The organism is Chlorobiota bacterium (genome assembly GCA_016700335.1).
Lineage (GTDB): Bacteria > Bacteroidota > Ignavibacteria > OLB7 > OLB7.
In genome coordinates, this window is the sequence record CP065014.1 from 1,721,804 (window position 1) to 1,736,414 (window position 14,611).

At 26.8% G+C, this 14,611-nt stretch carries 12 protein-coding genes; 4 read left to right on the forward strand and 8 right to left on the reverse strand.

Translation table 11 applies throughout. From position 1 onward, the window contains the following. Window positions 1–59: 59 nt before the first annotated feature. From IPP08_07050 to IPP08_07060, 3 genes are all read left to right on the forward strand, one after another. Entirely contained in the window at window positions 60–767 is a 708-nt protein-coding gene (locus tag IPP08_07050) for a succinate dehydrogenase iron-sulfur subunit (protein ID QQS65544.1), read from the forward strand. Between the two features lie 111 nt (window positions 768–878). Continuing rightward, entirely contained in the window at window positions 879–2,579 is a 1,701-nt protein-coding gene (locus tag IPP08_07055; GenBank protein ID QQS65545.1) for a T9SS type A sorting domain-containing protein, read from the forward strand. Window positions 2,580–2,592: 13 nt separating this feature from the next. Then, window positions 2,593–3,912, forward strand: coding sequence for an FAD-dependent oxidoreductase (locus IPP08_07060; GenBank protein QQS65546.1), 1,320 nt, complete (start codon window positions 2,593–2,595; stop codon window positions 3,910–3,912). A 13-nt stretch (window positions 3,913–3,925) separates the two neighbouring features. On the opposite strand, the gene IPP08_07065 is transcribed toward IPP08_07060, so the two are convergent. The 7 genes from IPP08_07065 to IPP08_07095 all read right to left on the reverse strand — a co-directional run bounded on the left by IPP08_07065 (window position 3,926) and on the right by IPP08_07095 (window position 12,912). Further along, a complete protein-coding gene (locus IPP08_07065) occupies window positions 3,926–4,918 on the reverse strand; it encodes a Gfo/Idh/MocA family oxidoreductase (GenBank protein QQS65547.1) in 993 nt (330 codons plus the stop codon). An 80-nt stretch (window positions 4,919–4,998) separates the two neighbouring features. After that, the gene (locus tag IPP08_07070) at window positions 4,999–6,438 is read right to left on the reverse strand and encodes a sugar transferase (protein ID QQS65548.1); all 1,440 of its coding nucleotides are present in this window, start codon (window positions 6,436–6,438) and stop codon (window positions 4,999–5,001) included. A gap of 129 nt (window positions 6,439–6,567) precedes the next feature. Then, window positions 6,568–7,593, reverse strand: a complete 1,026-nt coding sequence (locus IPP08_07075) for a DUF354 domain-containing protein (protein QQS65549.1) — start codon at window positions 7,591–7,593, stop codon at window positions 6,568–6,570. Between the two features lie 5 nt (window positions 7,594–7,598). After that, window positions 7,599–8,735, reverse strand: a complete 1,137-nt coding sequence (locus IPP08_07080; GenBank protein QQS65550.1) for a hypothetical protein — start codon at window positions 8,733–8,735, stop codon at window positions 7,599–7,601. A gap of 73 nt (window positions 8,736–8,808) precedes the next feature. Further along, on the reverse strand, window positions 8,809–11,691 hold the full coding sequence (locus IPP08_07085; protein QQS65551.1) for a choice-of-anchor D domain-containing protein: 2,883 nt from the start codon (window positions 11,689–11,691) through the stop codon (window positions 8,809–8,811). Continuing rightward, window positions 11,684–12,253, reverse strand: coding sequence for a hypothetical protein (locus IPP08_07090; protein ID QQS65552.1), 570 nt, complete (start codon window positions 12,251–12,253; stop codon window positions 11,684–11,686). The genes IPP08_07085 and IPP08_07090 overlap by 8 nt, the downstream gene beginning before the upstream one ends. Further along, window positions 12,253–12,912: a hypothetical protein gene (locus tag IPP08_07095; GenBank protein QQS65553.1), complete on the reverse strand. Its 660-nt coding sequence runs from the start codon at window positions 12,910–12,912 to the stop codon at window positions 12,253–12,255. Before IPP08_07095 ends, IPP08_07090 begins: the two co-directional genes overlap by 1 nt. Window positions 12,913–13,012: 100 nt before the next feature. Between IPP08_07095 and IPP08_07100 the strand changes: the two genes are divergently transcribed. After that, window positions 13,013–13,909, forward strand: a complete 897-nt coding sequence (locus tag IPP08_07100; GenBank protein QQS65554.1) for an NAD-dependent epimerase/dehydratase family protein — start codon at window positions 13,013–13,015, stop codon at window positions 13,907–13,909. Between the two features lie 39 nt (window positions 13,910–13,948). Here the strand turns inward: IPP08_07100 and IPP08_07105 are convergent, their stop codons facing one another. Then, a complete protein-coding gene (locus IPP08_07105) occupies window positions 13,949–14,608 on the reverse strand; it encodes a protein-L-isoaspartate(D-aspartate) O-methyltransferase (protein ID QQS65555.1) in 660 nt (219 codons plus the stop codon). Window positions 14,609–14,611: the final 3 nt, after the last annotated feature.

The following is a 14,611-nucleotide window of genomic DNA, read 5'->3' on the forward strand; positions in this document are numbered from 1 at the left end:
TTATATTTTGTTATAGTAATTTATTTTTCACTTACTTTTTGATTATTATTTATTTAATTATGAACATAACATTTCGTATTCAGAGATACAATCCAGAAACAGATACTGAACCTAAATTTGTAGATTATACCATTACAAATGCTGCATTAGATTGGAGGGTTCTTGATGTGTTGAGTGAGATCAAAGAAACCCAAGATGGAACACTGACATACCGTAGATCTTGTGCTCACGGTATGTGTGGCTCAGATGGGATTAAAATAAACGGTAGAAATACTTTAGCTTGTTCAGTTTTATTACAAGATATAAATTATAAAAAACCAATAGTTATAGAACCTTTACCATACTTGCCAATTATTAAGGATTTAGTTGTTGATATGGATGAATTCTTTGCTAAATATGAGTTGATTAAACCATATTTAATTACCAAAACTCAAGCTCCTCAAATTGAAAGATACCAACATAATGATGATGCAGAATTGTTAATGGAATGTACAAAATGTATTTTGTGTGCATGCTGCTCAACAAGTTGCCCTTCGTTATGGTCTAATGAAAAATTTATTGCTCCAGCTGCTATGTTAAAGGCTTATCGTTTTATTTTTGATACAAGAGATGAAGCAGCTGATGAAAGAATGGATATTCTTGATTCTCCAGATGGAATTTGGAGATGTCACACAATTTTCAATTGTGTAGAAGCTTGTCCTAAAGACATTAATATTACTTGGCACCTTTCTCAATTGAAAAAACGTGCAGTTTCAAGAAGTATTTAAATTAAAATGTTTGGTTTAATGTTTTGCCACGCATTAAATATATGTGTGGCATTTTTTTTATTTTTTATTCCTTGTGTTTTTCAATTTTTTTAATGATTTAATAATCACATTATGAAAAGTTTTTTACTTTTTTTAATATTTTTTAATACAAGTAGTTTATTACTTGCTCAAAAACTACAATGGGTTAAAACAGTTGCTGGGCGGGATTTTGATGCTATTGAAAAAATTGTAGTTGATAAATCAAACAATGTTTATTCTATTGGAAATTTTGGTGGAACTTCTGAAGTAGGTACAAACAAAGGTGATGGTTATAAAATTAAATCAAGAGGAAGATACGATTCTTTTGTAATGAAACAATCTCAAGATGGTGAAGTATTATGGATAAGATCTTGTGGTTCTAAAGATTATGATTATGGTACTTCAATTTCTCTAGATTCAAAAGGGAATTGTTATCTTGTTGGAGCTTATTACAATGATACATTAAAGTTCTCTAACTCTGATTTGAAATTTCAATGTAAGGGAAATTATGATGGTTACATTGTAAAGTATGATCCTGATGGTAATTTAGTTTATGCTAAAACCATTAGTTCTCAAGGATACCAATACATAGAGGCTATCGAACTTGATAAATACGATAACATTTATATTCATGGTACTTATAATGGGACTTTTGATATGGATTTTGGGAATGCAGTTGATGAAATTGAACCAAATCAAAAGCTATCACTTTTCTTAATTAAATACTCACCAGATTTTGAAAAAGTAATTTTCAATTCGGTGACTACTTCAATGAATGGTTCAGTTGGATTGACAGAGGCTAGAATGGCAGTCTCTCCTGAAGGATTTGTATATATTGGTGGTTCATATACTTCTGACTTGCTTCAATCTTTAAACAACCAAACTGATTCTACTTTTTCAAATGGTCGAGTTGATGGATTTGTTTGTGGCATTTCTCCAAATGGAAAAATATCATTTATAAATACAATAGGTGGTCCTCAAAATGATTATGTAAACAGTTTACACACCTCTGATGATTCACATTTCTTTGTTGGTGGTAACTATTCTGATACCTGCTATTTCGATAAATCAAATTTAAAAAAATTTTCATTACCTATTGGAGGTTCTGATGCCTATTGTGCTGATTATTCAAACAATGGGAAATTTAATATATTCTTTAATTTTGGTGGAAAAGGAGAAGATAATTTACATTCAGTTTTTATGTTTGATCAAGGGATTCCCTGTATGATTGGAGAATTTAGAGATAGTATTGACTTCCCAAATTATATGTTGAAAAGTCAAGGTAAATCAGATGTAATTGTTTATTTTCCTATTCATTTTTATATCAACCCTTATATACTTTCAATTGGAGGTGAGTTAACAAACGAGGGTAATTATGTTTATGTAAAGCAAAATGGGCAATCACTTGATGTAATTATTGCTGGTCAATTTTATGGTAAAATGTTTTTTGATTCTTCTAGAAATATAATGATTCCTTCTGTAAATGAATTTGATACTACAGATGGGTTTATAGCGAAATATAAATTTAAAATTTCTACAGTTTCAGTTGAACAAAATAAAAACAATTTCTCATTTAGCTATTATAACAATATTATAAATTTAAATTTCAAAGAATCTACTTCATTCAATTTAGAAATTTTTAATACTATTGGTGAATTGATTACATTTCAAAAATATAATAATGAAAGCCATCTGTTTTTTCCAACAAAGCATCTAAAATCTGGTGTCTATTTCTTAAAAATTAGAAATCTTGAAACTAATGAAACTATAATTAAAAAATTTGTTATAAGCTAAATTATAAAATAAAGTGGAAGAAATTGTTATAATTGGCGGAGGTGTTTCAGGTATTTCATCTGCTGTAATATTAGCTGAAAATGGCTTTAAACCTATACTCATTGAATCTAGGAAATATTTAGGAGGAAGAGTAAGGTCATTTATAAATGAACTATCAGGTGATGTAATTGATAATGGTCAGCATTTGTTTTTAGGTTGTTATAATTATACTTTTAAGCTATTTAGAAAACTTGATACTTTTAAATTTTTAGTTAAAAATTTTCCTAGTAATATTGAATTCAGAGATAGATATTCAGGAATATCAAATTTATCTTACCCTGCTATTTTTAATCCACAAATAGGAAGTATGTTAGCAATTTTGAAATTTAAGAATTTATCAATCAAGGAAAAGTTATTAATATTCCCTTTAATAAATTATATACTTTTAAATGATGTAAACCCCAATGAAACTGTTAAAAATTTATTAGATAGATTCAAGCAGAGTTCAAATATTTGTTATAGATTATGGAATCCAATAGTAATTGCAACTATAAATTCTTCACCTGAATTAGCATCTGCTTCATTGTTTGTAAATGTTATGAAAGAAGGATTTTTAGGTAAAGGTAATTCATCTTTGTTATATTTTTCAAATACTGGATTATCGAATTTATTTATCAATTCTACAAAAATTATTGAAAATTCAAGCGGAAAAGTATTGTATAATTCATCTGTTTCAAAGATATTTTTTCATAATTCTTATTATCGAATTGTATTTAAAGATAATTCTGAAATTAAAACAAAAAATATTATTTCTTCTGTACCATCTGATGTTTTATCGAGGATTATCAATGATGATAAGATTTTGAAAAGTAGCTTAAATATACCTGAATTTAAATATTCACCTATAATTTCAATTTACATTTGGTTTAAAGGGCATTACAATTTACCATTATTTAATGCACTAACAGGAACTAGAATTGAATGGCTATTTAATAAACGGAAAATGTTTACTGAGAATAAAGAAAATACACTCATAAGTTGCACAATTAGTTCTGCTGAAGAACTTTCTAAATTAACAAATACTGATTTATATAATATTGTGATTGATGAATTAAAAATTTGTTATAAAGAACTAAAAAATGCTGAAGTTTTGGATTTCGAAATTATAAAGGAAAATAGAGCAACACCAATTTTTACCCCAGAAGCCCAAAGAATGAGGCTCAAAACTAAAACTATTTTAAAAGGCTTCTATTTATCTGGTGATTGGACTGATACTAAACTTCCAGCAACAATAGAAGGAGGTGTGAAAAGTGGTTTTAAAGCAGCAGAACTTTTTTTAAAAGATTGTAAATAATTTTCTTTTAAATCTACAGATTATTAAATTCTATTTTTTTAGAAATTAATTCTAATAGTTCTACTACTTGAGCTCCAATAACTCCATTGTTTGGAATATCAGTTCCCTTTTGAATTGCATTAACAAACTCAGAACATTCTAACCTTAAAGGTTCATGTTGTTCAAGAGCTAATACATGTATATCACCTGCAGAATATGCTAATACTTCGTGATCTTTTGAGTTAATTCTATTATCTATACCTTTATCATATAACTTTACTTTTCCATCTGGAGCTAACATTTCATCATATACAATTGATCCATTTTCACCAAAGATCTGGATTAATCTAGTTTTATTTGCAGATAACCAAGATAAATGAATATGTGCAGTTTTGTTTCCAGAAAATTCAAGATTAATATGTGCATTATCTATAAATCCTTTCCATTGAAAAGATGTACCAGAAGCATCTACTTTAACAGGCATTTCATTAAATAAATGAAGTATTATTGAAAGATCATGTGGGCAAAGATCCCATACAACATCTACGGTAGTTTTTGGAGGACCAAGGTTTATTCTAGTAGAACTGAAATGAAAAACCTTTCCAATTTTACCTGATTCAAGTTCTCTTCTTATTCTTCTCGTGCCTGGAGTAAATTGGAAAGTATGACCAACACCAAGAATTTTATTGTTAATTTTTGCTATCTCAACTAAATCCCAAGCATCTTTAGAAGTATGTGCCAAAGGTTTTTCTACAAATGTATGCTTACCTGCTTTTAGAGCTAATTCTGCTAATTCACGATGAGTTGTTACTGGGGTAACAATTACAATTGCATCAATTTCACTATCAGATATTATATCATTAAAATCTTCTGTAGTATTTATATCAGGATAGTTCTCTTTTATATAATCAAGTCTACCACTTCTTAAATCACTTACAGTTTTTACTTTAGCATTTGGTAAACCATGAAAATTTCTAATTAAATTTGGTCCCCAATAACCACATCCTATCACACCTATTTTTATCAATTTATTTATATAATTTAATAATTTTTAATTTATTTAATTTTAACCCATAAACTTAAAAACAGAAATAAAATAACTGTAAGCTATACTCCACCTTTACCAAACAAAACAGTTGGAATGGTTTTTAAAACAATTTTAAAATCTAACCAAAGAGAATAATTATGAATATAATACAAATCCATAATTATTGAATCGTTAAAAGTTACATCACTATTATTTCTTCCAAATACTTGCCACATTCCAGTCATTCCAGGTTTTATTTTAAATCTTTCCTTATGCCAATCATCAAAGTGATCATATTCATACTTTAGGCATGGTCTTGGACCAATCAGTGACATTTGACCTTTTATAACATTAAGAAGCTGAGGGAATTCATCTAATGAGAATTTTCTTAGGATTTTTCCAACTTTAGTAATTCGTGGATCATCTTTTATTTTTTCTGTAGTACCATTTTCTTTAATAATTTTCTCTAAATGATCTTGATGAATTTTTGGGTCATTATTTTGGTACATTGTTCTAAATTTATACCAAGTAAACAATTTACCATCTTTACCTACAACATCAGATTTATAAAATATTTTTCCTTTCGAAGTAAATTTTACTGCAATTGCAATTGAAATAAAAATAGGTGATAAAATCAATATTATTAATAAAGATCCAATAAAATCTATACTTCTTTTTATAAACCAACTGGTTGGTAAAGAGACTTCATTTGAATTTGAATTAAAAGTAAAAGAATCAATAGTTGAGAATTCACTAATATCAAGTTTATCATGAACTATTCTAAAATGTGGTGTAATCACTGTAACAGGAATATCTGTTAATCTACAAATCTCAATAATTTCTAATAAACGAGAATATTGTATTGAATTAATTGCGATATAAATTTCGTTTACAGAAATTTGGTTTAATACATTTTTTACATTCTCAATTGGACCATAAATAAGTTTTGATAAAAGTTGCTTACCTATTTTATTTAAATCATCATCAATAAAACCAGCAATTGATAAACCTAATTGTGGATTATCATTTATATGAGTAGCTAGAGCATGACCTGTTGAACCAGCTCCAACTGCTAAAACATTTCTAAATATTATTTTGTTTTCATTTAACCTTAAATAAAATTTTCTAAAAAACAACACTCTAAAAAGTGATAAAAATATACAACCAAGTACAATATAAAGTATTGTATGAGATCTGCTATAACCCAATGCTTCAGTATTCTTTATTAAAAACAAAGATATAGATTGTAATATTCCAATCCAAAGTACACCTTTAGCTAAAGATACAACTTGTTCAATACCAGTCGTAAATATTTTGTGACGATAAAGTTGAAATTCTCTAAAGATTGGTATTGCGATAAATGATGATAAAGTAAAGTAAACTATCTCATTTATTTCTATACTATAATTCGAAAATTTAAGCCGGAACAACAAAATCAATCCAGCAGTTATTAATAGGATTACAAAATCTATTAATGCTAAAAATATTTTAGTAAATTGTATTGATTTAAATATTGACATATATGTTCTAATAACTTATGAAATAATTTTTCAACTATTTACATTTAATTGTTAATAGTTGTTTCTAAACAACTTAGTTTTTAAAATGTTTAATAATGAGTTATTTAAAATTTTAATTTTAATACTCATTTATATTTTTTTTAAAACTTTAATAATTTCATCCGTTATATTATTACCTAAATATTTTTCAGGCTTTGAGTTTAAATTCCAATCAATATTTTCAATATCTTTATTAGAGTTTAAAAACGTCAATTTACCCAATTTATTTAACTCTTCATCCACAGCTCCTCTTTTACCAGTAAACAGACTGTAAGCATGTTTTCCAAGAGCAACTGCTTCCCTATTCATAGTTCCTCCACCGCTAAAGCAAATATCTGAATGATAGATTAACTGTAAACCATCTAATGCTTTCAAAGGAACCAAAACTTTTGCTTTATATTTAGAATCGAGAATTTTAGAAATAAACTTTTTTTCTAACTCTGTTTTAGGTAATATTACTACAAAATTATTTTCATTACTTATAGCTTTTAACACAATTTCTTTACATAATAGTTCACTTAAAACATTATGATAATTACCAATTATTCCAGGTGGGCGAATTACAATTAGTTTCATTGATTCAGAACATCCAATAGATAGCCTAAATCCTGGATTTGGTAAAAAGTTATGTATATATAAATCTTCTTTTAACCCTTTATAGTAAATTACCTTATTAATAGGTAAACCTGCTTCCTTTAACCTTTGCATACTAATATAATCAGGGCATAACATATACTTAGAAAGAGTACCTAATATTTTCATTTCACTCCATTCATAATCAAACATAGTTACAATTGGAATTCCCATTAATTTTGATGCTATCGCTTGAGTCCTAGAACCATGGCTCAATGAAAGTGTAGGACTAAAAGATTTAACTTCATTAATTAATTGAATAGCTCTTACTGGTAAATTTAGTACTTTATTTATTTTATTTTTACCAGCATGCTTACCAACAGCAACCGCTTCAACACTTAACTGTTCTACAAGATCAAGTGTTTGTGCAAAATTTCTTGCAGTTACTTTTACATTCCATCCTAAAGATTGTAGTTTTAATATTAATGGCGCAAATAATGGTACGTGAGGAGAGTTATCTAAATCAATCCAAAGTCTATGCAAAATATTTATTTTTTTGTAAGTTTTTGTTGAATTTGAATTATAATTTCTTTTAATTTATCTTCATTCTTAACAACTGAAAATGCTAATAACATCCATACTTGCCCCCACCTAGTAAATTTCCTTTTATCAATTTTTCCAAACTTGTTTATTCTATGAAAATATCTACCTTCATTTTTTGACCAAGTTAAACTGTCAATTTTTTCTAATAATGAAATTGCAAATTTATTATTGTTCAAAAATAAAATATTGTAAATAGAAGTAACTGCATAATTGTGAGGATCAATTGGATATTGATTATTTTTATAATAATTTATCAAGCCATCTTCCCTAAAAAATGTATTCTTATAAAAGTTTTCCAATAAATTAATTTTAATTTGGTAAATATCTTTGTCTATATATGGATTCAATTCTAATAACATTCTCAAAGATGCAATTACATATAGATGATGGAAACAATCTGTCCACATCCCATCTTTAGAATCTTTATATGGGATGTATCCAGTTTCATCAATTTCATCAATTGAGGTTTTAGCACATTCTGCTAAAAGTTTAAGTTTTTCTTTGTCTTCAAATATTGTAAAAACTAATGTCATTGAAGCACAACCAAGTAAATTAGCATTATGAGTATTTGAAATTGAATGTTTAAAATAGCCAATGAATGGTTGTTTAAATTGATTGTATAATAGATGTTTTGATATGTAATAATTAGCAGAGCTAATTAGTTGTAAATTTAATTTTTCATCATTCTTTAAAATTGATTCAACAGATAAAGCCAACATGGCAAAGGATCCAGGTACAATTGTAGAATCTCCCTTCTTATTTGTAGTTCCATCTAAAGTTGGCCAATTAAAATCATAACCCCAATAAATCCCTATTTCATCCTTTTTTGATATTGATAAAAGGCGCTTTATCATTTCATTTGAATTTGAATCTTCCCCATTTAACAAATAACTAAAATATGAACAACTATAAGTTTTGGGGTCTTCAATTAATGGAACTAACAACAACTTTCTAAGCCAATCAGGGGCTATCCTAGATCCAAATTTTGAAACTAATAATTGTAAATAATACCAATTAAATGGAATGAATTTAAAAAATAATGAATTTGGTAAATCAAAGGGATCATGCCCTTTGTAATCCAACTTTATTAAAAAGTTTTTTAGACTATTTATTCTAGAATTTATCAAACAAACTAAATAATAATTGTTAAAAATTTTATCTCAATATCACAAATTTACTAATCATTTTTTTTCTTTCAATTTCAACTATTAACAAATATACTCCATTCGGAAATTGACTTAAATCTAATGTTTTATTTAACTCATATTGATTACTAACAAGTTCTTCTTTACTTACAATAATTTTTGATAAAGAATTTAAAATTTTATAATTTAAAATATAATTTTGATCTGAATCATCTAAATTTATTTTGAAGGAAAGTAAATTGGAAATTATATTTGGGTATATAAATAACTTATTTGAATGATTATCTTTCAATATATAATCCTCAGAATTTACTTCTGTAATATCATTTATTTTGCCAATAATCGGAATATCTATGCTATCCATTGGATCAATAGAAAACAACTTCAACAAACCTTTATAGCTTCCCTTTTCTGTTGGAGTAAATTTAATTTTAAAAACTCGGTTTAAATCTGGTTGAATAATTAATGGGAATGTTGGTGGATTACTAATAGTAAAGGAATTATTTTGTAAATTATTTAATTCAGATGTAATAAAATAATTGCTTAATCTCAGTTCATCTGTCCCAATATTTAATAACGAAAAATCCAAATAATTGTTTTCAATAGTTTTAACATTTCCAAAATCTAACATACTAGGATTTACATTTAACTTTGGTGAAATTCCAATTCCTGTTAAATTAAACATTGTATTAAAACCTAATATATTACTTTTAAGTTCTAGAATTGCAGAGTATGATTTATCAATTAAAGGTGAAAAAGAAAAACTTAACATTAGTGAATCAGTGGGAGAAACGAATAAAGTTTTATCAAAATTTGGACTAATTAATTTTATAATGTTGTTGTTAGATCCATTATTTATCAAATTTCCTGATGTAATTTTTAAAGTATCACTACCAACATTTTTTATAATTGTATTAAGTGTATTACTAGTAGTTCCAATTCTCCACTTTCCGAAATTTAATGTATCATTATTTATTAATAACCTTGGACTTAAAACTTTACCAATAAGCGTAATAGTTTCAACTCCAAAATCACTAGTAACTTTTAATTTACTAACACTATTTTCTAAATCTTGAGGTGAAAATTTTATTGGTAAAATAATTTCTGTTCCTGATGAAATTTTAAAATTAGATTTTTCATTAAAAGAGAAAACATTTTTATCATTACTTTTTCCAATTAACTCAATTGAATTAACATTTAAGATACTAACACCGATGTTTTTAATTGAAAGATTACTAATTATAGAATCATTTAATCTTGAAATGAAATACATGGTATCTCGAGGATTCAATTCTAACTGGGGTTCAGTTGCAGGACTTAATACATTAGAATAAATCAAATCCATAAAAAAAGCTGAACCATAATTCTGCCATAATTTATCAGTGTATGATCTATATCTTGTTGATACATCAGGGGCTGAAGGAAATACCAAACTACCAGAATCTAACAATGTTACCTCTATGTAAAATGAATCTCCATTTTTAAAATTAATTTTTCTACCTAAAGACCTCAACCAAAAATCATTAATTATATCGCTATTAACATATTCCAATTTTAGTTGAATTAATCCAATAACATTACTAGGAAATCCATTTAAATCATCATAAAGAGTAATTTGAATTTTTGAGTCTTTTGGTAATTTTGAACCTTTATCTAATGCTAATCGAATTCCTACAACTGAACCATTTGAAGGAGCATTAAATTTAAGAGCGTACTTAGTTGTTGTACCGTTTGGGCATGTTACAAGATCTGTTGGTCTTGTTGGATGATGGATTATTTCATTTATTGAGTTTGACTCATTTGCTATCAAAATTACATTTGTTACCTTAGTATTTGTTACACTAATAGTGGATTTTTCATTTACATTATCTCGTAACATATCTCCATTTTCATTTGAACCATTGTACCATTCAGAGTAAATATTTGTGTTAATTGGAGTACTATAACTTGCAACAGATGAACCACCATTAAATTTCGAGTTTATGGGTTCAATCCTAATAAAATAATTTCCTTCAGGCAAGCCATCAATTCTGAAAAATCCTTTTGAATTAGGTTTTTGTGTTTGATCAAAACTAATTTTATCACCAGAAAAATAATCAACAACAGTTGAATATAAATTCCCATTATTAGCATCTACTGCAATTACATTTATGCCCGATAATGGACTATTATTTTGCTTGTAAATATTTCCAGTTATAGAACCATAAGAATTTGAGAAAGTAGGGTTTGGATACAATAAAGTCAATGATGTAATATCATCAGATTTTAATTTACCTTGATTATGATAATCAATTATGTTAGGGTACATAGTTGGGAATTCCCCATGTGAAGAAATTTGTGAATGTGCTAAACCAAAGAAATGACCTACTTCATGGGTCATTACTGTCTGGAATTTTTCAATTTCTAAAGTATCATTTTTAATTGCTAAACTGCCGCATAAAATGACAAATCCTTCAGTTAAATTAACTCCATCAGATTGAGATCCAGAAAATCCTAATACTGATTTTTTAGCTCCAACACCTAATAATGCATCAGTTATATCACCATTATTATCAAATACAATTGGATTTACATTATCATTAAATTGATTTGGACCAGAAATATATTCATCTAATGGACTTGTTACATCATGGGATAAAATTGATGAATATTCTATTTTTAAATTAGAATTTAATAAACTAGCCCAATTTGAGAATCCATTTATTGCTATTTGAGTTGCCTTTTGATTATTAAGAATTCCTAAAAGTCCTTGATCAGTTTGGTACTTAACAATATTAACTCTATAAACTGCTGGTATATTGCCAACTGCATAATTAGGTCCACCAGCAAACGACTTGCTTATACTTATCGTTATTGTTAATAATAAATAACAAAGTTTTTTACAACTATTCATTTGATTTTTGATTGTTAACAATTCTTTTTAACAAACTAACAAATGCACTTAATTTAACTTTTGAATTTCCATAGTACACTTCTAAATTCTCCTTGAAAGATTTATCAAGTTTAATACCTTGAAAAAAAATTTTTGTGGATTTAATATTTAGACTTTGATTAATAATAGTCCAAACCCCTTGATTCAAGCCTACTGGATTTGTAAAACCTAACTTACTTTCAGGATACAACATCACTAATACATTTTCTCCAACTTTAAAATACTTTATATGCTCTAAATAAATTTGTTTTTTTCCTATTTTGCCTCCAAATTGTTTGATTACAATAGTTTTATTAATTTCTCCTTTGATAACATTTTCGACATTAAATTCTGTATATGTGGAATATTGTTTATTGTTATCTAAAGAACTATTTACTTTAATTACAGATCCGATAAATATTCTGTTAGATTCATTAGTCATTTCTTTAAGTGATAACTCAAGTACTTGAGAAATAGAGTTTTCAATTTGTGTTGAGTATATAATTAATACGATAAATATATATTTAAATAAATCTTTAATCATTATTTAATTCTAATTTTAATAGAGTCTTTTGTTCCTAAATTATTACCTGTTTCTATCTTATCATTTATTGCAAATGGGTTTTCATCAATTAGCCACTTATCATTAATTTTTGCAACTTTAATTTCCTTTGTATCAGATTGACCAGATTCTCCAATTTGGAGATCAACAATAATCTTGCCAGTGTTGTTTTTATTATCAATTGTATTTTTAACCATGAAGTCTTCAAACAAGCCATTAACATCATCTTCAGAATGAGAGCAAACAAAAATCCCTTGAGTATCTTGTACACAACAATAATAGGTTATAATTTCGTCTATAGATTTTTGGGTAAACTGATTTGATAGAATGATTTTTAATGCAGAATAATCTTTAACTTCATTAATATCTAATTTGTAATAAATGTTTGAGTTAATTATCTTTTGATCTTCAGTAATAAAACCCTCTATGGAAGTATAGCTTGACAATGCTGATTCTATAAGATTCTCAGCTGAATTATCATTAAGAATACTTGTATTTGAAGAATCATCTTCAATAATCTGACCATTTGTTTGATTATTGTTGTTCAATTTATCGTCTGATCTTTTATCACAACTTGTAAAGAACAAAGTTATCAATAACAGAACAAAAAATACGACTATTTGGTTTAAGTAGTTTTTCATAATACACTAAGTTAATCAATCTTTTTGATTTAGAAAATTGCTTTTTATTTCATTAAAAATCTTTTATTTATTTATTTAATTAAATGTTAATTTAATTAATATGAAAATTTTAATTACTGGCTCTCAAGGTTTTGTCGGGTCGAGATTGGTAAAATTATTTCTTCAAAATGGACATCATATAGTTGCAGGGTATAACCAATTCCACTGCTTGCAAAGCTACTCTGCTCTGTATGAGCTTTTCAGGATTAATTGTACCGAAAAGATCGAATTGGAGAATGCAATTTCAGTTTTTCGACCCGACTTTGTTATTCATTGTGCAGCTAAAACTAACCCTCAAGTTATCTCAAGTAATATCTATGAAACAAATGTTCTAAGTTCTGAATTATTAGCAGAGTTCTCTAAAATCTATAACTTTAAATTAGTATTTATTTCAACAGATTTAATATATCAAAAAAGTTTAGAGTATTCTAATGAAGAAACAACTATTACTCAACCAATAGAGAATGAATATGCAAATTCAAAATATTTAGCTGAAGAAATTATTGTGAATACATCAAACAATTGGTTAATAATTCGTCCTACATTGATGTATGGAATTTCTAATAAATTTTCAAATTCATTTAATAATTTTATTGAACAAACAATTCTTAAAAATGAAAATGTTTTTGTCTTTTCTGATCAATCTAGATGTTTTTTATTTGTAGATGATTTATGTAATGCTATTGAATTATTGTTATCAAAAAATATTACAAATGAGATTTTTGTGATTGGGGGTGGTGAGAGTTTAACTAGGTCAGATTTTGCATTTAGATATTCTTCATTCTTCAATTTAGATACTAGTTTGATAAAACCAATTTTAACTTCTGAACTAAAAAATTATACAGGTATAAAAGGTGATATTTTACTTGATTCTACAAAATTAAAAAAATATGGTTGGCAACCTACTAAATTGATTGATTCTTTTAAGTTAATGAAAACAGAATTAGGTAATTCATAATTAATTAATAAAAATATAACCATATTAATTTTCTTAACATTAGTTTTCCCATCCCTTTTTTCCAACTAATGGGACAAATTTAAACTCACCATAATCGAATACATCATATCCTTCACCAATATTATTTTTTACAACCAAGCACATTGTTTGTTTAATTTTATCACCAACAGGAATAACTAGTTTGCCGTTAACAGCTAATTGTTTGAGTAAAGTATCCGGAATTTCAGGAGCTGAAGCAGTAACAATAATCCTATCGAATGGTGCAGATAATTTCCATCCCATTGATCCATCTCCATGTAAACTATGAATTTCAATTCCTAATTTTTCAAATGTAAACTTAGCTTTGTTTAATAAATCTAAATGTCTTTCAATTGAAAAAACCTTTGCACCTAAATAATATAATATAGCGGCTTGATAACCACTACCAGTGCCTATTTCAAGTACTTTCATCCCAGGTTCAATATCCAACAATTGAGTCATAAAAGCAACTGTGAATGGCTGTGAAATTGTTTGATTACAATCTATAGGTAATGCATCATCTACATAAGCTTTACTTTTAAAATCTATATTTACAAACTCTTCCCTTGGCACATCATAAATAGCTTTTAAAACATTTTGATCATTAATACCCTTTTGTTTGAGTTGATTAATTAAGTCCTTTTTTAAACTGTCAGATTGAGAAAATCTTTTATTTGTCAAAGT

Bases quoted from the DNA above. Each gene is read 5' to 3' on its own strand.
- IPP08_07050 (QQS65544.1), top strand. From the start codon at position 60: ATGAACATAACATTTCGTATTCAGAGATACAATCCAGAAACAGATACT.
- IPP08_07055 (QQS65545.1), top strand. From the start codon at position 879: ATGAAAAGTTTTTTACTTTTTTTAATATTTTTTAATACAAGTAGTTTA.
- IPP08_07070 (QQS65548.1), bottom strand. From the start codon at position 6,438: ATGTCAATATTTAAATCAATACAATTTACTAAAATATTTTTAGCATTA.
- IPP08_07085 (QQS65551.1), bottom strand. From the start codon at position 11,691: ATGAATAGTTGTAAAAAACTTTGTTATTTATTATTAACAATAACGATA.
- IPP08_07090 (QQS65552.1), bottom strand. From the start codon at position 12,253: ATGATTAAAGATTTATTTAAATATATATTTATCGTATTAATTATATAC.
- IPP08_07095 (QQS65553.1), bottom strand. From the start codon at position 12,912: ATGAAAAACTACTTAAACCAAATAGTCGTATTTTTTGTTCTGTTATTG.
- IPP08_07100 (QQS65554.1), top strand. From the start codon at position 13,013: ATGAAAATTTTAATTACTGGCTCTCAAGGTTTTGTCGGGTCGAGATTG.